Here is an 18,308-nt window from a genome sequence, read left to right on the forward strand (position 1 = left end):
CTTTCTTTCCGACTGTATTTTATGCTCACACATTCTCCGTAGCAGGAGCAAGACTGGCTTTTGGCCCGAAAAATTCATAATGGATACGATCTTCTGCAACACCAATGGACTGAAGTTCTGCATATACCGAACGCATAAACGTGACAGAGCCGCACAGATAATAGTTCGCATCCGGTTCTTGAATGACTTGACGAAGCCATGCCGCATCCATGTATCCCTGTTTGTAAACCAGCTCATTTTCCAGATCGGAATCGGCAGGAGAAGTGTAACAATAGTGTGCGTTGAGATTAACATGCTCCTGAGCCAGTTGACTTACGTGATCGCGGAACGCGTGCGATAATCCGTTCGGGCTAGCATGTAAAAAGGTAATGGAACGCTGATCATCCGACTCCAACATTGTATTCAGCATGCTGACCATAGGGGTTATCCCTGCACCTCCGCTTAACAGCACAACAGGACGCGGATCTTCCATATCCAATGTGAAATCACCCGCAGGAGCGGAAAGTTCGACCAGGCTCCCCTCTGTAATATGATTGTGAAGATAATTGGAAATTACACCGTCAGGGCGATCCGATCCGCCCGACTCACGTTTCACGGATATACGATAATAGGGTTTGCCAGGTGCGTCGGAAAGGGTATACTGACGAATCTGAGTGAATTCCTGTCCGGCAGGCTGGATTTTAATGCTGATATATTGTCCTGCCTTGTATGAAGAGATAGACTTGCCATCCTCCGGTATCAAATAAAACGAAGTGATGAGTTCGCTTTCTTGTACTTTTTTGGCAACTTTGAAGGTTCTGAAACCGTCCCATCCACCCGTTTGATTTGCGGCTTCGCTGTACATATCCTGCTCAATGCCTATAAAGGCATCTGCAATCCCTTGATAAGCATCGCCCCAAGCGGCTAAAATTTCATCAGTTGCGGCATCACCGAGTACATCTTTGATGGCTTGAAGCAGATAAGTGCCAACGATAGCGTATTGTTCAGGTACAATGCCGAGGCTACGGTGTTTGTGAGCAACCTGACGAACGGCTGGCAAAATAGCTGCGAGGTTATCGATGTGCATTGCCGCGGTGTAAACCATGTTGGCGAGTGCGGCTTGCTGACGGCCTTGTTTTTGATTTGCGTGATTGAAAATGTTTAATAGCTCCGGGTGAGCCGTAAACATCGTTTGATAGAAATGGCGTGTAATGGCTTCTCCATGAACTTCAAGTACGGGTACTGTAGATTTGATTACGTCAATCGTTTGTTGGCTTAACATGTAATTTCCCTCCCGATTTTCTTTGAAATATCAATAATGGATGGTTATAAAAATGGTTGTGAAAGTTACTTTGTGATTGAATCTACGACAAGTATAGGCATCAGGTCTAGCGACCTGTGTGACATAGATCACACCATTCGTTAACGATTGGTGACCGATGTAAGGAGTGGAGAGCATCAGATATAAGTAAGGGATAGAATCGTAAGTATAGATCCTATAGATGACTTGTAGTTATGATGGAGTAGGTCTATAATAGATCAGATGTGACGGCTGAATCGGAGTGATTGTTTTCCAGAAAGGGTGTAAAGTTAAAAGTGTTGACAAACCTCTTGGAAAATCGGTATAATGAATTTTGTTTGTTAAGTCAGTTTCATAAATCTTTTGTGAGTGACAGACAGCATACATACAGTCAGGAATGAACGCACATATTAGGATCGTCTTGTACTGTATACTGCCGCCATTCGTTAGACAACTATTTATGAAATTGGTTTCGTTTGGAGTGATAGAACATGATAATGCCATTTCGCAAAGTGGCAACCAGTGATCGCCCCCTGCGCTTTAACGAACAGTGGGATATCAAACATCTGGTTTCTAACCGACAAGATATCACAGCCGTTACTCCGCTGACTGCAGATTTGTCTGCAGAGATCAGAGAGGAGAACGTTGTGGATGTTCATGGCAAACTGACAGTAGGGGTGGACATGTTGTGCTCCCGTTGTCTCAAGCCACTAAGTGAACATTTTCATATTGATTTTCATGAGCAATTCAAGCAGGGAAAACAACCGGAGGAATTATCTGAAGATGACGATACTCTCTATGTGGATGAGGATAGCGTTGATCTGAAAGGTTATGCCGAGGAAGCTTTTCTGCTGGATCTTCCGTTTGTACCGCTCTGTAGCGAGACATGCAAAGGACTTTGTCCTAAGTGTGGCCATGAGCTGAACGAAGGTGACTGCGGTTGCGATAACCAGGTTATTGATCCGCGGCTTGCAGGACTCAAGGATTTTTTTAAATGAGCATGATTGAAAATCGAACGTAACAACTACCTGCAAAGGTTGATTTTGATAAGGAGGTGGGAATAATGGCAGTACCTCAACGGAGAACGTCCAAGACGCGTCGCGACAAACGTCGCACTCACTTTAAATTGGCTGTACCGGGCATGGTGAAATGTGAACAATGCGGCGAATTGAAGCTTGCTCACCACGTGTGCAAAGTGTGCGGAACGTACAAAGCAAGAGAGATCATCTCTCAATAATAGCTACACATCAAGCAACACTTCATTTCGATGAGGTGTTGCTTTTTTGTGTAAAGAAAAGTGAACGCATAAGCTTGTTCAAGCGGGTATGTATGCTTGTTACACATGTTCATCAGCACTTTGATGAAGTGATGTGAATTTGTTATACTAGCCTTTCTTTTTGACACAGGATGAGATATACTATAGTTTAGTACCAGGTTCTAAGATTTGACGTTACATACAGATCATCATACACTTTTATTTAGAAGCTCCCTGAATAAGCAGGGCTACAGCATATAAAGAAGTAAGGTTTGAAGGAACGAACTTGACCTAAAGGTAGGTTCTGGAAACGATACAGCGGGGGGTGTCAGGCATCGAGCGTTTACCGAAGAGACAGAGGCAACAGCAGTTAACCAAAATGATAGACGAGAATCCGTTTGTGACCGATCAGGAGCTTACACGTCAATTGAAGGTAAGTATCCAGACGATCCGTCTTGACAGGCTGGAACTTGGCATACCGGAGCTTCGGGAACGGATGAAACTGATGGCGGAGCGCTCGTATGATCAGGTGCGATCACTGCCCCTGCATGAGATTATCGGTGACATTGTGGATTTACAGCTGGACAAGAGCGGGATATCCTTATTTGAGATCAAAGAGGAACATGTTTTTTCAAGAACAGGTATTGCCCGCGGGCACTATGTCTTTGCACAAGCGAATTCACTTGCTGTCGCTGTCATTAATGATGAGATTGCGTTAACTGCTTCGGCAGATATACGTTTTGTTCGCTCTGTTCGTTTGGGAGAAAAGTGTATTGCCAAAGCTTATGTGAAATCAATTCCCGGTCAGAAGGGGAAAGCCAAAGTTGAAGTGTTCACCTATGTTGGTGAAGAAATGGTGTTCCAAGGTAATTTTGTGATCTATCATTCAGGTGGAGAAGACAGCAAAGAAGGAGGTCATATGGAATGAGAATCGTCATTGATGCCATGGGAGGAGATCATGCTCCTGCGTCAACCGTAGAAGGGGCTATTGCCGCAGCTACGGAATGGGCGGATACACAGATCGTCCTGGTTGGCGATGAAACCAAGATTGAACCTCTTTTAAGTCAGTCAGGAGCAAGACCAGCCAATTTGAGCGTTCGGCACGCTTCCGAAGTGATTGGTTCAGATGATGAGCCGGTAAAGGCAGTAAGGCGCAAAAAGGATTCTTCCATGGTTGTAGCCGGACGTATGGTCAAAGAGAAGGAAGCCGACGCCATGATCTCGGCAGGGAATACAGGGGCGTTAATGACGGCTGGTTTGCTTGTTGTAGGCCGGATGGACGGAATTGAACGTCCTGCACTTGCCCCCATGATTCCCACGATGGATGATGTAGGTGTGCTTGCGTTAGACCTCGGTGCGAATATGGATGCTAAACCGGAACACTTGGCACAATACGCGCTGATGGGCAGTTTGTACCGGCAAAAAGTACAAGGCATTGCCTCCCCGAGAGTGGGGTTGCTCAACGTGGGCACAGAGCCGGGCAAAGGCAATGAGCTGACCAAACATGCCTATCCGCTCTTAGAACAGCTTCCGATTCGTTTTGTGGGGAATGTAGAGGCACGTGATGTACTGACTGGTGCCTGTGATGTGCTGGTGTGTGACGGGTTTGCAGGCAACATCCTGCTGAAATCACTGGAAGGCGCGGCAGGAGCGATATTCGGTCTGCTCAAAGAAAAATTTACTTCATCCTTCAGAAATAAATTGGCTGCGGCGGTACTCATGCCAGAATTGCGTGGGTTAAAGAGCAAACTTGATTATACGGAGCACGGTGGTGCCCCATTGTTAGGTTTGAGTGGACTGGTCGTCAAAAGCCATGGTTCCGCTGACGGCAATGCGATCAAAAATGCCGTGCGTCAGGCACGGATTGCAGTACAAAACCAGTTGGTGGAGAGCATATCTAAGGAAATTAGTGGGAAGTGAGTGACGATATGAATAATTTGCGCCCAGTAGGGATTATTGGTACAGGTAAATATGTGCCGGAGAAAATTTTGACAAACAGTGATTTGGAAAAAATGGTCGATACGAATGACGAGTGGATTGTCAGTCGTACAGGTATTAAGGAGCGGCATATCGCTGCACCGGATCAAGCTACTTCTGATCTAGCCTATGAGGCAGCAATAAAAGCGCTTGAATCTGCTGGCATGACAGGCAGTGATCTGGATCTGATTATCGTTGCTACGATTACACCGGACTCCTCTTTCCCGTCGACAGCTTGCATTCTGCAAGATAAACTGGGTGCCAAGGGCGCTGCTGCATTTGATTTGTCTGCTGCTTGTTCCGGGTTTGTATACGGTCTTGCAACGGCAACCAGTTTCATTCAAAGCGGCATGTACAACAACGCGCTTGTTATTGGTGCAGATTGTTTGTCACGTATTACAGACTACACAGACCGCAACACTTGTGTTCTTTTCGGTGATGGAGCAGGAGCTGTCGTTGTTGGTGAAGTTCCGGAAGGCCGTGGTTTCAAAGCATTTGATCTCGGTGCAGAAGGGGCAGGAGGCAGTCTTCTTAACATTGAAGGCGGTGGTTCACGTCTGCCAGCAAGTGCGGAAACGATCGAGAACAAAAAGCATTATATCTATATGAACGGCCGTGAAGTGTTTAAATTTGCTGTTCGTGTCATGGGTACAGCAACGATTGAAGTTCTTCGCAAAGCTGGCATGGATCGCACGGATGTTGATTTGTTCGTTCCACATCAGGCGAATGTTCGAATTATTCAATCGGCTATGCAACGACTTGAACTTCCAGAGGAGAAAGTGGTTGTCAATGTAGACAAGTATGCGAACACGTCGGCGGCATCCATTCCACTTGCACTGGTTGAAGCTGCAGAAGAAGGCCGTATGAAAGCAGGAGATACTGTTTTGATGGTTGGTTTCGGCGGCGGTTTAACTTGGGGCGCATCCGTACTCGTATGGTAAACTAGACAGCTGGAGGATGAATGAAATGGGTAAAATCGCTTTTGTATTCCCTGGACAGGGATCACAAAAAGTAGGTATGGCCAAAGATGTATATGAGTCTGTACCTGCAGCCACGGAAGTTTTTCGCACAGCAGATGAGGCGCTGGGCTTCTCGCTGAGCAACCTGATCTTTGAAGGACCAGACACGGAGCTGAAACAGACATCCAATACCCAGCCGGCACTGCTCACCGCGAGTATTGCACTGCTGGAAGCTTTCAAAGAAAAAGGAATTGAGGCAGACTACGTTGCAGGTCATAGCTTGGGCGAATACAGTGCACTAGTGGCAGCGGGTGTTCTTTCCTTTGAGAATGCTGTGCAAATTGTCCGGGCACGTGGTCAGTATATGGAAGAAGCTGTTCCAGGTGGACAGGGAGCAATGGCTGCTGTACTGGGTGCGGATCGGGAAGCGCTGGGGGTGCTTTGCCGTGAAGTGTCAGAAAGCGGAGATACAGTTGAACTTGCCAACATTAACTGTCCTGGACAAATCGTTATTTCGGGTGTAAAAGAGGGCGTTGCTGCCGTGTCAGAACGGGTGAAGGAAGCAGGTGGCAAGCGCGCAATTGCAATTGAAGTAAGTGGTCCGTTCCACTCTTCATTGATGAAAGGCGCTGCCGATAAGCTGGTCGATAAGCTGAGTACAGCGACGTTCTCACCTGCGAAGGTTCCTGTGGTAGCTAACGTAACCGCAAGACCTGCTGAAGATGGACAATTTCAGAACTTGCTTACCACCCAGGTCTATTCTCCGGTTTTATGGGAAGACAGTGTGACATGGCTGATTGAGCAAGGTGTGGATACGTTTGTTGAGATTGGTTCAGGCAATGTATTAACCGGTTTGATTAAAAAAACAGATAAAACCGTAAAATTATACAATGTAAACAGTCTTGAAACCTTGGAAGCAACCGCTGCTGATCTTAAAAAATAATTAAATCACATAAGCAAAACTATTTATTTACACTTTAACGGAGAGGACAGAAAAAAACTGGGAAAGCGAAGCTGAAAGCTTTCTGAAAGAAAGCTGCATCGGAAGCATATGCTTCGCCTTTATCACCAGATTTTTCCCTTTGGAAAAGGGAATCAAGAAAATCTGGGGATAACAGCGATTGAAAGGTTATTCTGTCATCGGAGTGGCTGTGTAAATAATCGAAGTTCAACTTATGTAGATTCAGGGAGAGGAGGAATGGTTATGTCTAAACCGTTAGAAGGTAAAAATGCATTAGTAACCGGAGCATCCCGCGGAATTGGCCGCAGTATTGCACTTGCCCTGGCTGAAGCCGGAGCGAATGTTGCTGTAAACTATGCGGGCAGTCAGGCTGCGGCAGAGGAAGTGGCCGAAGAGATTCGTGCAAAAGGTGTTCAGGCGATTACGATTCAGGCGAATGTAGGTCAGATGGTTGAAGCGGAACAGATGGTGAAAACAACGCTTGAAGCATGGGGCAATGTCGATATTCTGGTGAATAATGCGGGGATTACACGGGACAACCTCATTATGCGGATGAAAGAAGAAGAGTTCGATCAAGTTATCGAAACGAATCTTAAAGGGGTGTTTAACTGTCTGAAGGCAGTAACACGTCCAATGATGAAACAACGTTCAGGAAGAATTATTAACATCTCTTCTGTCGTTGGTGTGCTGGGTAATCCGGGTCAAGCCAACTACGTGGCTGCCAAAGCGGGAGTTATCGGTTTAACGAAGGCTTCTGCTCGAGAACTTGCTTCTCGCGGAATTACGGTGAACTGTGTTGCACCGGGCTTCATTGAAACCGATATGACCAAGGAATTGTCTCAAGAGCTGGTCGATGGTATGCTTAGTGGCATTCCGTTGTCCCGTCTGGGACAGCCGGATGAAATTGCTGGTGTGGTTACATTCCTTGCATCAGAAGCTTCATCTTATATGACAGGTCAAACACTGCATGTCGATGGCGGCATGTACATGTAAATTTCCTGGGCTTTGAATCAAAGTCGGGGAACAGGCGCTGGACGATCCGAAATGCCGGAAAAAGGCCGGGTTCCCCGGCCGGGAGCCGCATATGTCTTCTATGGCATTTTGCCTGCGATTCTCGTATAATACCAAGGAGGAGGTGAACCGGATGTCCGATGTATTGGAGCGTGTAAAACGCATCGTCGTCGACCGCTTGGGCGCAGACGAAGCTGAAGTTACACTTGAAGCATCTTTCAAAGAAGATTTGGGTGCTGATTCTTTGGATGTAGTGGAATTGGTCATGGAATTGGAAGATGAATTCGATTTGGAAATCTCTGATGAAGATGCAGAAAAAATTACGACCGTAGGTGAAGTTGTAAACTACATACAATCTCATACCTAAAGTCAATTCAGTCCCGCTCCTGTTTTCGAACAGGCGGGACTTCTCATCATTCATTGGTTTTTCACATCCCGCAGACAAGGTGCTTGCTGATCTTTGGAGAGGCGTCTTGCATTCGAGTCTGCGGATATTCCCACAAAATACTTGCGTAATGCAGTCGATATAGAGGTGAGTCGGTTGAAACAAAGAGTTGTAATTACCGGAATGGGCGTAATGACATCGCTCGGAAAAGATATAGAGACGTTCTGGGGCAGTTTAATGGCAGGAAAGTCCGGAATTTCTCAGATTGAGGCATTTGATGTTAGTGAATACACGACACAGATTGCAGCCGAGATCAAAGATTTCAACCCGGAAGAATATATGGATCGAAAAGATGCACGGAAGATGGATCGTTTTGTACAGTTCGCTGTGGCAGCTGGTTTCAAAGCTGTGGAAGATAGTGGTCTGAAAATCAACGAAAACATTGATGCAGAACGTTTTGGTGTATCGATTGGTTCTGGTATTGGTGGATTGGGAACTTGGGAAGATCAGCACAATGCGCTTTTGCAAAAAGGCCCTAAACGTGTGAGCCCGTTCTTTATTCCGATGATGATTTCGAATATGGCATCTGGACAGATGTCCATTTCACTTGGTGCCAAAGGACCGAACATCAACGTTGTTACCGCTTGTGCAACAGGAACACACTCCATTGGAGATTCGTTCAAGTTGATTGCCAATGGCGATGCAGATGCGATGATCTGCGGCGGTGCTGAAGCAACCATTAGGCCAACTGGACTTGCAGGTTTCTGCGCGATGCGTGCGATGTCTACACGTAATGACGATCCTACGAAGGCAAGCCGTCCTTTTGATACAGGTCGTGACGGATTTGTTATGGGTGAAGGTGCCGGAATTCTGATTCTGGAATCTCTGGAACATGCTCAGGCTCGTGGCGCACGAATCTACGGTGAAGTAATCGGTTACGGTCTGACAGGTGATGCACACCATATGACAGAACCAGATCCAGATGGAGCAGCACGTTGTATGACGATGGCGCTTCGCAATGCAGGCATTCAGCCGGAAGAAGTGGATTACATCAATGCACACGGAACTTCAACACCAGTAGGTGACCGTTCCGAAACGTTAGCCATCAAAAAGGCGTTTGGCGATCATGCGTACAAGCTTGCCGTAAGTTCCACCAAGTCCATGACAGGCCATATGCTTGGCGCTGCGGGCGGGGTAGAGGCAGTTATCTGCGGATTGTCCCTGACACATCAGACACTGGCTCCAACGATCAACCTGGAAGATCAGGACCCTGAATGTGATCTGGATTACGTGCCTAACGTTCCACGTCAAACCAAAGTGAATGTAGCAATGTCCAATTCATTTGGATTTGGCGGTCACAACGCTACCATTATTCTCAAAAAATTTGAAGCATAAGGGGCTAGTTCGTTTGAGTGAAGATCTGAAGCAGTTACAACAAAAACTTCAAATCAAATTTGACAACAGGCAGCTTCTAAAACAAGCGTTTACCCATGCTTCTTACGTAAACGAACACCGATTCAGTCAACATCAGGATAACGAACGTCTGGAGTTTCTGGGCGATGCTGTATTGGAGTTGACTGTATCGGAGTACTTGTATCATCTGTATCCTAACCGTCCGGAAGGAGAACTAACAAAGATGCGGGCATCCATTGTCTGTGAACCTTCCCTGGTCAAATTTGCTGAAGCGCTTAGTTTTGGACAATATGTACTTCTTGGAAAAGGTGAGGAATTAACTGGAGGACGTACACGTCCAGCTCTTCTGGCGGATGTGTTCGAGTCATTTATAGGTGCATTATACCTGGATCAGGGTCTTGAACCTGTGCGAGCATTTCTGGATCAGCATGTGTTTCCGTTAATCGTTGTTGGCAGCAAGCTGCAAATGAGTGATTACAAAACAGAGTTGCAGGAACTCACACAGCATCACAATATGGGGGCTCTGGAGTACCGGATCGTCGAAGAGCGGGGACCAGCCCATGAACGTGAGTTTGTCTCGGAAGTCCATATGGGCCAAGAACGACTTGGCCGAGGTACAGGACGCTCCAAAAAAGAGGCGGAACAACAGGCAGCATCTGCGGCGCTTGAACGATTGAAGCTTCCGGAGGCCTGAATTGTACCAGGCAGCGCTTAGACAAACGAAGAGCAAAGAGCAGCCCGCGGGCCCGCCCCGGCGGAAGTAATCGGCCGGACTGCTTTTTGCTCTTTTTTTTGTAAAGAGACTCGGGAGGCATTATCGGATTTTTTACTAGGTGTCGAAGGCATTATTTGAAATTCGCAAGAGGAGGTGACGAGAAGCCCTATGTTTCTGAAACGAATAGAATTGGGTGGATTCAAGTCATTCGCCGACAAAACGGAAATGGAATTTGTTCGTGGCATTACAGCGGTTGTGGGTCCGAACGGAAGCGGTAAAAGTAATATATCCGATGGTATCCGCTGGGTATTGGGGGAGCAAAGTGCCAAGTCACTGCGTGGCGGTAAAATGGAAGATATTATTTTTGCAGGCAGTGATGCGCGTAAAGCTGTCAACTACGGAGAGGTTTCCCTTACACTGGACAATGAGGATCATGCACTCGCTTTGGATTTCGGTGAAGTAACCGTGACCCGTCGTGTTCATCGCAGCGGGGACAGTGAGTATTTTATCAATAAACAATCCTGTCGCTTGAAAGATATCACAGAACTGTTCATGGATACGGGGATCGGTAAAGAGGCTTACTCGATTATTGGACAAGGACGTATTGAGGAGATCTTGAGTACTCGTTCAGAGGATCGTCGCGGTATTTTTGAAGAGGCTTCAGGAATCGTTAAATATAAATCCCGCAAACGAGATGCAACGCGCAAGCTGGATGAGACAGAGCAAAATCTGCTACGTATTCACGATCTTGTAACCGAACTGGAAGATCAGATTGGCCCGCTGAAAGAACAATCCGAGAAAGCCATGCATTACAAGCAACTTCGTTCCGAACTCAAATCAAAGGAAATTTCGATGTATGTGTATCAGATTGAACAGATTCATGCTTCCTGGAGCAAAGCGAGCGAACGTCTGGAATCACTTAAACACGAAGAGGTTGGATTGGCGGCGATTGTATCCACACATGATGCGAAGCTGGAGAATGATCGCAATGCACTGCGTCTGCTGGAAACGGAGACAGAAGAACTTCAGGCTGCTTTGTTGCAATTTAGTGAGGCAACAGAGAAAAGTGAAGGGCATGGAGAACTTCTTCGGGAACGTTCGCGGAATCTGCAAGCGAATCAGGAGCAACTGAGGGAAACGCTGGCGGTGAGCGAGCAGAGACATCAGGAACGTGAAGCTGAGCTGATTGCCTTGCGAGAGAAGTTTGGCAAGCTTGAACTGGAACTGGCTGATGTAAAAAATCGTTTGTCTGAAGAAGAAGCTAAGCTTATCGGTGTTACGGGTGGAATCAGTCAGCAGCAGGAGGAGAGCCTCAAAGGGAACTTGCTGGAACTGATGAATCAGATGGCGCAGGCACGAAACGAAATACGGTATGTGGACCAGCAAAAAGAAACGCTGGAGCGCAGAATGAACCGTGCATCAGAAGAATCCGGCAAATGGGAAGAACAGAAAGAGACGTTAGAAGGCCGTAAAGCAGAGATTCAGAAAAAAGTGGTTCGGTTAGGTAAGGAAATCAGTGAACTGCGCGGGGGTTATATTTCGGAAAGCGAACGGCTGCAGTCTTTGCAAAAACTCCTGGAAGAGAGCCGTGGTACTGTACGTAAATGGGAGCAAAAGCGCGAAGCACAAGTGTCCCGCCGGGATACGATGAAAGAAATGCAAGATGATTTTGACGGCTTCATGCTGGGCGTAAAAGAAGTGCTCAAAGCTTCTCGAAAGGGGACGCTAAACGGAGTACATGGTGCTGTGGCAGAACTCGTTAAAGTTCCCGAAAAGATCGAGCTTGCGGTAGAAACAGCGATGGGGGCTGCGCTGCAGCATATCGTCATGGAGAACGAGGCCGTATCCAGACAGGCTATTGCTTTCTTGAAGCAACGTCAGTTGGGACGTGCAACCTTTCTTCCGCTGGACGTTATTCGTCCTCGTTCAATCGGTGCAGGTGAACGCTCGATGGTTGAGGGTATGGACGGTTTTGTTGGCATCGGTGCTGAACTTGTACAGTATGATTCAAGATATGCCTCGATCATCGGTAGCTTGCTCGGAAATGTCATCATTGCAGAAACGTTGGAGTTTGCGAATAAAATTGCGGCACGTTGTCAGTATCGTTTCCGCGTTGTAACCCTCGAAGGGGATGTCGTCAACGCTGGCGGTTCCATGACTGGCGGCAGTCAGCACAAAAAAAATGGCAGTCTGCTCAGCCGCAAGCGGCAACTGGATCAGCTGGATCAAGATATTGTGGATACCGAGCAGCAGATTGTGAAACTGCATCGCAGTGTGGAAGATGTCAAAGCTCAGCTGGAGCAGTGTCAGGACAAGCTGGATCAGCTACGTCAGTCTGGTGACGATACCCGAAATGCAGAGCAACAGGCCTCGATGGAGATGAAGCAGGTTGAGCATGAACTGCGCCATGTATTGGAGCAGGTCGCTGTGGCAGGTCAGGAAAAGAACGGCTTTACGGAAGAAATTAAGGAACTGGACAAATCCCGGGTTGAAGCGGAGAAAAAACTTGAGCAACTTGAGGAAGAGGAGAAAGCAACTCATCGCGCTATTCATGCAGCAGAGTTTGCCCGGAAGGCCAATGAGTCTGCAAAAGAAGAGTTGCAAACACAGCTGACCGAACTGAAAGTCCGGGAAGGTAAGCTGGATCAGGAACGCTTCTCAAATGAAGAGCAATTGCGGAGATTGGAGCGAGAGGTTGATTCACTAGTCAAAGATCTGCGACAGAATCGTACGTTGCTCGCTTCGATGGAAGCTGATTTTAAGAAAACACAGAGTGAAAGTGTAAAACAGATTGAAGATTTAAACGAGTACAAGCTTAAAAAGGCACAGGCATCTCAAGAATTGGACTTCAAACGTGCCGCGCGCAGTGAACTGTCGAAAAAGCTGGAGCTGGCCGAGAGTGAAACGAAGGAGCAGCGCACACAGCTCAAAGCGGTGGAAGAGCAGATGCGTCAGACTGAAATTTCCGTGAACCGTCTGGATGTTGAGCTGGAAAATATTTTGCGTAAGCTGACAGATGAATATGAGTTAGGCTATGAGCTTGCCAAAGAACGTTATCCAGTGCCTGAAGATGTGGAGAGCACACAAGCTGAGGTACAGAAGTTAAAACGTGCAATATCCGCTCTTGGCGATGTGAATCTCGGTGCAATCGAGGAGTTCCAGCGGGTGAATGAGCGGTATGAGTTCCTGAACGAACAGAAGAATGATCTGGTGGAAGCCAAAACGACATTGTATCAGGTTATCAAGGAAATGGAAGATGAAATGGCGAAGCGTTTCAAATTTACATTTGACGCGATCCGTCGTGAATTTGGTACCGTCTTTACGAAGCTGTTTGGCGGTGGACGTGCTGATCTGGTTCTGATGGACCCTGAGCGACTCCTTGAAACAGGCATTGATATCGTAGCCCAGCCACCGGGTAAGAAACTGCAAAATCTGCAACTGTTGTCGGGGGGAGAACGGGCCTTAACGGCGATGGCGTTGCTCTTTGCCATTCTGCACGTGAAACCTGTGCCATTCTGCGTATTGGACGAAGTTGAGGCTGCCCTGGATGAGGCGAACGTCGTTCGTTTCGCCCAATACTTGCGTGAGTTCTCTGAGCAAACCCAATTTATTGTGGTTACGCACCGGAAAGGCACGATGGAAGAGGCAGATGTCCTATACGGAGTTACGATGGAAGAGGGCGGAGTATCCAAGCTCGTTTCGGTTAAACTGGATGATGAGGAAGCAGACATCGCCTAATTGCATGGAGATTGCTGTGTGCTTCAAATAGGATTCATTTAATTTTACAAAATCATACCATTTACGATTTAATTATCTACACGATGGAGGGGCTTTATGAGTTTCTTTAAAAAGCTACGGGACAGCATTGCAAGTAAAACGGAGTCGGTTACTAAACAGTTTAAGGATGGCCTGGAAAAGACACGCAAAGGGCTTGTGGAAAAAGTAACCGATTTGGTCATTCGCCGCAAAAAAATTGATGAGGAATTTTACGAGGAACTTGAAGAAATTCTGATCGGGGCAGACGTAGGCGTCAATACGGTCATGAATCTGATCGAAGACCTGCGCGCAGAAGTGAAGAAACGCAAAATTGAGGATGCGGCTGAGTTACAGCCTGTGTTGTCCGAGAAACTGACAGATTTGCTTCGTGGGGAACAAAACAATGAACTGAAAATGAATCCGGATGGCATTACGGTTATTTTATTTGTTGGTGTGAACGGTGTTGGTAAAACAACGACGATTGGCAAGCTGGCTCACCGTTTCAAGCAGCAAGGGAAAAAAGTAATTATGGCCGCTGGAGATACGTTCCGCGCCGGAGCGATCGAGCAGCTTGAAGTATGGGGACAGCGTGCAGGCGTTGATGTGATCAAACAGCAATCCGGTTCTGATCCAGCTGCTGTGATGTACGATGCGGTGCAGGCCGCGAAACAGCGCGGAGCCGATGTGTTGTTATGTGATACGGCAGGCCGCTTGCAAAATAAAAGTAACCTGATGGACGAGCTGAACAAAATCTATCGTGTCATTCAGCGTGAGATTCCAAGTGCGCCGCATGAAGTGTTGATGGTGCTGGATGCGACGACGGGACAAAATGCGCTGAATCAGGCCAAACTTTTCGGAGAGAAAAGTGGAGTAACGGGTCTTGTGTTGACCAAGCTTGATGGAACAGCTAAAGGTGGTATTGTAGTGGCAATCCGTCAGGAGCTGGACCTGCCTGTGAAGCTCGTTGGTCTTGGGGAGAAAATTGATGATCTGCAGGAATTTGATTCTGAGCAGTTTGTTCACGCGTTGTTCGCAGGATTAATTCAGGAGCAACCGGCAGAGAATGCCGAAGAAGAGAATACACAATCCTGATCTTGGGTCGTAAATGAATAATCATGTTCACCGTATTGCCGCTGCATCATGTGAGAGCTCACGTGTAATGTCATCGGCAATACGTGTATAATGAAAGGTAACTGATATTGTAATGGGTTAGAAAGGAAGGTTGATATGGCCAATACCTATACCTATTCCCGTCGTGAAGAGGTCGCCAATGCCGTGACACATGGAATCGGTGCTGCGCTTAGTGTAGCTGCGTTAGTGTTGTTAATTGTATTTTCCAGTATGAAAGGTACGGCCTGGCATGTTGTTAGTTTTACAATCTATGGTATTACCATGCTGATGCTCTATACGAATTCAACGTTGGTGCACGCGCTCAAAGAGGGGAAGGCCAAAGACTTGTTTGAGTTTTTTGACCACTCTTCCATCTATCTGTTTATTGCAGGCACATATACGCCGTTTTTATTCGTCGCAGTTCGCGGAACGCTGGGGTGGACGCTATTCGGTGTCATCTGGGGCATTGCACTGGCCGGAGTGATCTTCAAAGCCTTTTTCACCAAGAAGTTTCTGTTTATGTCGACGATCTTCTATATTGCGATGGGGTGGCTGATCGTAATTGCTTGGCAACCGCTTGTGTCAGCAATTCCCACAGGTGGGATTGTACTATTGGTTGCAGGAGGCCTGATGTATACGCTGGGGACCTTGTTCTATGTATGGAGAGGTTTCCCGTTTCACCACGCGATCTGGCATCTGTTTGTACTGGCAGGCAGTATTCTGCATTTCTTCGCGGTCTTAATCTATCTGACACCACTTCGTTAGAAGCGTTAAACGAATCGTCTCTTCTTTAGGGATGTTTCGTTTTTCTTTTTGGTTCTGACTTGAAAGACTTCTAGTTTGCTTTATTGAATGGACAGAAAATGAGGCTTTATAACGCCTAGAGATGGCAGTTTTAAACTGTACATGGCAGGCGTAGCGTCTCTTTTTATTGTGACAAGTATTTTTGCTTGACATCCTGATTTGTTTTAGGTATTATTAGGAACGTTGCAAGAGTGTAAAGTGTTTTTCCTTGACGAAGGGAGTGCCCCGATATGAGTCAAGAAAATCGGCTTGAGAAAACAAACCGGATTAACTTGCTGTTTGCCTTTTACGAATCATTGTTGACAGAGAAGCAGCAAACATTTCTGAAATATTACTTTCATGATGATTTTTCACTTGGTGAAATTGCAGCCGAGTTTGAGATCAGCCGCCAGGCGGTATACGAACATATCAAGCGTGCTGAACAAGTGCTTGAGAACTATGAAAGCAAGCTTGGCTTGCTTGAGAAGTATGAAAGACGCAGCCGCTGCCTTGAAGATTTACAACAAGCACTGGAACGCGCTGGCGTTACCGTGGATAACAACAAACCAATACACGATCTCGTTGCTTTACTGGGAGAATAACCATTGTCTGCAGTGAAGTGAGACGAATCGGTCTTAAAATGGAATGAAGCATGAAGGAGGTGGGATCATGGCATTTGAAGGATTAACGACCCGATTGCAGAATGTGTTCAGCAAGCTGCGCGGCAAAGGCAAGGTGTCTGACGAAGACGTAGCCGAAGCGATGCGCGAAGTACGTCTGGCATTGCTTGAAGCGGATGTAAACTTCAAAGTGGTCAAGGAATTCATCGCCAAAGTGAAAGAGAAGGCTGTTGGCAAAGAAGTAATGGACAGCTTTACACCCGGAATGGTCATCATTGACATTGTTAACAAAGAATTAACAGAGTTAATGGGTGGAAGTCAAGCTAAGCTGGCGAAGTCGAATAAACCACCTACAGTGATCATGATGGTTGGTTTACAGGGTGCGGGTAAAACGACGACTTCCGGTAAACTGGCAAAAATGTTGCAAAAGCAAAATAGCAGACCTTTGCTGGTTGCGGGCGACATTTACCGTCCGGCTGCGATCAAGCAGTTACAAGTACTGGGAGAGCAGTTGAAGGCGCCAGTGTTCACCCTTGGTGATCAGACAAGCCCGGTGGAGATTGCTCGCCAAGGTTTGCAACACGCAAAAGATAACGGACATGATTATGTGATCGTGGATACAGCCGGACGTTTGCATGTTGATGAAGAACTGATGGAAGAGTTGCGTCAGATTCACAGTGTAGTGAACCCGGATGAAGTATTACTCGTTGTCGACAGTATGACAGGTCAGGATGCCGTTAATGTGGCGGAACACTTTAATCAGCAACTTGCTCTGACCGGGGTTGTACTGACCAAACTGGATGGCGATACACGTGGTGGTGCGGCACTGTCTGTTAAAGCAGTTACAGGTTGCCCGATCAAGTTTGCCTCTCTGGGGGAGAAGCTTGATGCACTGGAGCCATTCCATCCGGAACGTATGGCTTCACGTATTCTTGGTATGGGTGACATGTTGTCCTTGATTGAAAAGGCACAGTCCAATATCGATACCGAGAAAGCGAAGGAAATGGAACGCAAGATGCGGAATGCAGAATTCACGTTCGAGGATTTCCTGGAGCAGATGGATCAGGTGAAAAAGCTTGGACCAATTGACCAGATCATGGATATGATTCCGGGTATGGGCAAGATGAAACAAGCGAAGGACCTGAAGGTCGATGATAAACAGATGGGCCGAATCGAAGCGATTGTCTATTCAATGACAACGGAAGAGAAGCGTAACCCGGATATGATTAACCATAGCCGCCGGAAGCGGATTGCTACCGGAAGTGGAACGTCACTCGCAGAGGTGAATCGTCTGATCAAGCAGTTTGATGAGATGCGCCGTATGATGAAGCAATTCTCGGATATGATGGGTCCTAAGGGTGGAAAGAATAAAGCAATGAAACAGTTGAAAGGTCTCGGTAAAGGAATGAAGTTTCCTTTCCGTTGATTGAACAGCGTTTATATGAGAACCAGATTTCATTGAAGGAGGTGAATTTTCAAATGGCAGTTCGTATTCGTCTGAAACGTATGGGTGCTCACAAAGCTCCTTTCTACCGCGTAGTGGTATCGGATTCCCGTTCCCCACGTGACGGTCGTTTTATCGAGGAGATCGGTTACTACAACCCGGTTGAACAACCGGCTGTTGTTAAGATCGATGAGGATAAAGCATTGCAATGGCTTCAAAACGGTGCGCAAGCATCCGACACTGTCCGCAACTTGCTGAGCAAAGCGGGCGTGATGAAGAAATTCCACGAGTCCAAATTATCTAAATAAGGTGCTGATTCGGAGGGTCATCTATGGAAGAATTAGTAAGCATAATTGCTAAGGCTTTGGTCGATCATCCGGATGATGTGGCGGTTCGGACGATTGAGAAAGACCGGCTTGTCGTTTATGAGTTGACGGTGCATCCCGACGATGTCGGAAAGGTGATCGGAAAACAGGGACGAATCGCAAAATCTCTTCGTACGGTCGTCACATCAGCAGCAGTTAAGATGGATAAACGGGTTACCGTTGATATCATATCTTAAAGATATACGAAAGGGGGTTAGGATGCATGTCCTAGCCCCTTTTCGTGCATGCTGAACTTATCATTTAATTGTTTAAGG

The 18,308-nt window shown here is 46.8% G+C and carries 18 protein-coding genes; 17 read left to right on the top strand and 1 reads right to left on the bottom strand.

Features of this window, described 5'->3' with window-relative positions; all coding sequences use genetic code 11:
• Window positions 1-25: 25 nt before the first annotated feature.
• Window positions 26-1,261, bottom strand: a complete 1,236-nt coding sequence (gene hmpA, locus MHI38_RS27025; RefSeq protein WP_154886406.1) for an NO-inducible flavohemoprotein — start codon at window positions 1,259-1,261, stop codon at window positions 26-28.
• Window positions 1,262-1,770: 509 nt separating this feature from the next.
• On the opposite strand from hmpA, the gene MHI38_RS27030 reads away from it, so the two are divergent.
• The 17 genes from MHI38_RS27030 (at window position 1,771) to MHI38_RS27110 (ending at window position 18,230) form a co-directional block, all read left to right on the top strand.
• On the top strand, window positions 1,771-2,277 hold the full coding sequence (locus tag MHI38_RS27030) for a YceD family protein (protein WP_090923907.1): 507 nt from the start codon (window positions 1,771-1,773) through the stop codon (window positions 2,275-2,277).
• A gap of 65 nt (window positions 2,278-2,342) precedes the next feature.
• Entirely contained in the window at window positions 2,343-2,516 is a 174-nt protein-coding gene (gene rpmF, locus MHI38_RS27035; RefSeq protein WP_090923906.1) for a 50S ribosomal protein L32, read from the top strand.
• Between the two features lie 397 nt (window positions 2,517-2,913).
• Window positions 2,914-3,462 carry a transcription factor FapR gene (fapR, locus tag MHI38_RS27040; RefSeq protein ID WP_244159423.1) on the top strand — a complete coding sequence of 183 codons (549 nt, stop codon included), beginning with the start codon at window positions 2,914-2,916 and terminating at the stop codon, window positions 3,460-3,462.
• Window positions 3,459-4,454: a phosphate acyltransferase PlsX gene (plsX, locus tag MHI38_RS27045; RefSeq protein WP_154886404.1), complete on the top strand. Its 996-nt coding sequence runs from the start codon at window positions 3,459-3,461 to the stop codon at window positions 4,452-4,454. The genes fapR and plsX overlap by 4 nt, the downstream gene beginning before the upstream one ends.
• An 8-nt stretch (window positions 4,455-4,462) precedes the next feature.
• The gene (locus MHI38_RS27050) at window positions 4,463-5,452 is read left to right on the top strand and encodes a beta-ketoacyl-ACP synthase III (RefSeq protein WP_090923953.1); all 990 of its coding nucleotides are present in this window, start codon (window positions 4,463-4,465) and stop codon (window positions 5,450-5,452) included.
• A 25-nt stretch (window positions 5,453-5,477) separates the two neighbouring features.
• The gene (gene fabD / locus MHI38_RS27055) at window positions 5,478-6,413 is read left to right on the top strand and encodes an ACP S-malonyltransferase (RefSeq protein ID WP_154886402.1); all 936 of its coding nucleotides are present in this window, start codon (window positions 5,478-5,480) and stop codon (window positions 6,411-6,413) included.
• Between the two features lie 261 nt (window positions 6,414-6,674).
• Window positions 6,675-7,424, top strand: coding sequence for a 3-oxoacyl-[acyl-carrier-protein] reductase (fabG, locus tag MHI38_RS27060; RefSeq protein WP_090923903.1), 750 nt, complete (start codon window positions 6,675-6,677; stop codon window positions 7,422-7,424).
• Between the two features lie 151 nt (window positions 7,425-7,575).
• Entirely contained in the window at window positions 7,576-7,809 is a 234-nt protein-coding gene (gene acpP, locus MHI38_RS27065) for an acyl carrier protein (protein WP_024630176.1), read from the top strand.
• A gap of 174 nt (window positions 7,810-7,983) precedes the next feature.
• Window positions 7,984-9,222 (top strand): beta-ketoacyl-ACP synthase II, encoded by a 1,239-nt coding sequence (gene fabF, locus MHI38_RS27070; RefSeq protein ID WP_090923902.1) that lies wholly within the window; start codon window positions 7,984-7,986, stop codon window positions 9,220-9,222.
• A gap of 13 nt (window positions 9,223-9,235) precedes the next feature.
• Window positions 9,236-9,934, top strand: coding sequence for a ribonuclease III (rnc, locus tag MHI38_RS27075; protein WP_090923901.1), 699 nt, complete (start codon window positions 9,236-9,238; stop codon window positions 9,932-9,934).
• Window positions 9,935-10,123: 189 nt separating this feature from the next.
• Complete coding sequence (smc, locus tag MHI38_RS27080) at window positions 10,124-13,693, top strand: chromosome segregation protein SMC (protein ID WP_154886400.1); 3,570 nt, start codon at window positions 10,124-10,126, stop codon at window positions 13,691-13,693.
• 96 nt (window positions 13,694-13,789) lie between these two features.
• Window positions 13,790-14,803, top strand: a complete 1,014-nt coding sequence (gene ftsY, locus MHI38_RS27085; protein WP_154886398.1) for a signal recognition particle-docking protein FtsY — start codon at window positions 13,790-13,792, stop codon at window positions 14,801-14,803.
• Between the two features lie 135 nt (window positions 14,804-14,938).
• A complete protein-coding gene (gene trhA, locus MHI38_RS27090) occupies window positions 14,939-15,586 on the top strand; it encodes a PAQR family membrane homeostasis protein TrhA (protein ID WP_090923898.1) in 648 nt (215 codons plus the stop codon).
• Between the two features lie 269 nt (window positions 15,587-15,855).
• On the top strand, window positions 15,856-16,206 hold the full coding sequence (locus tag MHI38_RS27095; RefSeq protein WP_123064424.1) for a putative DNA-binding protein: 351 nt from the start codon (window positions 15,856-15,858) through the stop codon (window positions 16,204-16,206).
• 67 nt (window positions 16,207-16,273) lie between these two features.
• Window positions 16,274-17,650 carry a signal recognition particle protein gene (gene ffh / locus MHI38_RS27100; protein ID WP_090923896.1) on the top strand — a complete coding sequence of 459 codons (1,377 nt, stop codon included), beginning with the start codon at window positions 16,274-16,276 and terminating at the stop codon, window positions 17,648-17,650.
• 53 nt (window positions 17,651-17,703) lie between these two features.
• Complete coding sequence (gene rpsP / locus MHI38_RS27105; protein WP_056700527.1) at window positions 17,704-17,976, top strand: 30S ribosomal protein S16; 273 nt, start codon at window positions 17,704-17,706, stop codon at window positions 17,974-17,976.
• A gap of 23 nt (window positions 17,977-17,999) precedes the next feature.
• Window positions 18,000-18,230 (top strand): KH domain-containing protein, encoded by a 231-nt coding sequence (locus MHI38_RS27110; protein WP_090923895.1) that lies wholly within the window; start codon window positions 18,000-18,002, stop codon window positions 18,228-18,230.
• Window positions 18,231-18,308: the final 78 nt, after the last annotated feature.

Source organism: Paenibacillus sp. FSL K6-1558, assembly GCF_038002565.1.
In the GTDB taxonomy this organism is placed as follows: Bacteria; Bacillota; Bacilli; order Paenibacillales; family Paenibacillaceae; genus Paenibacillus; species Paenibacillus polysaccharolyticus.

Coding starts and splice junctions, on each gene's coding strand:
- MHI38_RS27030 (WP_090923907.1), top strand. CDS start 1,771: ATGATAATGCCATTTCGCAAAGTGGCAACCAGTGATCGCCCCCTGCGC.
- plsX (WP_154886404.1), top strand. CDS start 3,459: ATGAGAATCGTCATTGATGCCATGGGAGGAGATCATGCTCCTGCGTCA.
- MHI38_RS27110 (WP_090923895.1), top strand. CDS start 18,000: ATGGAAGAATTAGTAAGCATAATTGCTAAGGCTTTGGTCGATCATCCG.
- MHI38_RS27095 (WP_123064424.1), top strand. CDS start 15,856: ATGAGTCAAGAAAATCGGCTTGAGAAAACAAACCGGATTAACTTGCTG.
- ftsY (WP_154886398.1), top strand. CDS start 13,790: ATGAGTTTCTTTAAAAAGCTACGGGACAGCATTGCAAGTAAAACGGAG.
- smc (WP_154886400.1), top strand. CDS start 10,124: ATGTTTCTGAAACGAATAGAATTGGGTGGATTCAAGTCATTCGCCGAC.
- rpmF (WP_090923906.1), top strand. CDS start 2,343: ATGGCAGTACCTCAACGGAGAACGTCCAAGACGCGTCGCGACAAACGT.
- fabD (WP_154886402.1), top strand. CDS start 5,478: ATGGGTAAAATCGCTTTTGTATTCCCTGGACAGGGATCACAAAAAGTA.
- fabG (WP_090923903.1), top strand. CDS start 6,675: ATGTCTAAACCGTTAGAAGGTAAAAATGCATTAGTAACCGGAGCATCC.
- rpsP (WP_056700527.1), top strand. CDS start 17,704: ATGGCAGTTCGTATTCGTCTGAAACGTATGGGTGCTCACAAAGCTCCT.
- ffh (WP_090923896.1), top strand. CDS start 16,274: ATGGCATTTGAAGGATTAACGACCCGATTGCAGAATGTGTTCAGCAAG.
- hmpA (WP_154886406.1), bottom strand. CDS start 1,261: ATGTTAAGCCAACAAACGATTGACGTAATCAAATCTACAGTACCCGTA.
- trhA (WP_090923898.1), top strand. CDS start 14,939: ATGGCCAATACCTATACCTATTCCCGTCGTGAAGAGGTCGCCAATGCC.
- fapR (WP_244159423.1), top strand. CDS start 2,914: ATGATAGACGAGAATCCGTTTGTGACCGATCAGGAGCTTACACGTCAA.
- acpP (WP_024630176.1), top strand. CDS start 7,576: ATGTCCGATGTATTGGAGCGTGTAAAACGCATCGTCGTCGACCGCTTG.
- MHI38_RS27050 (WP_090923953.1), top strand. CDS start 4,463: ATGAATAATTTGCGCCCAGTAGGGATTATTGGTACAGGTAAATATGTG.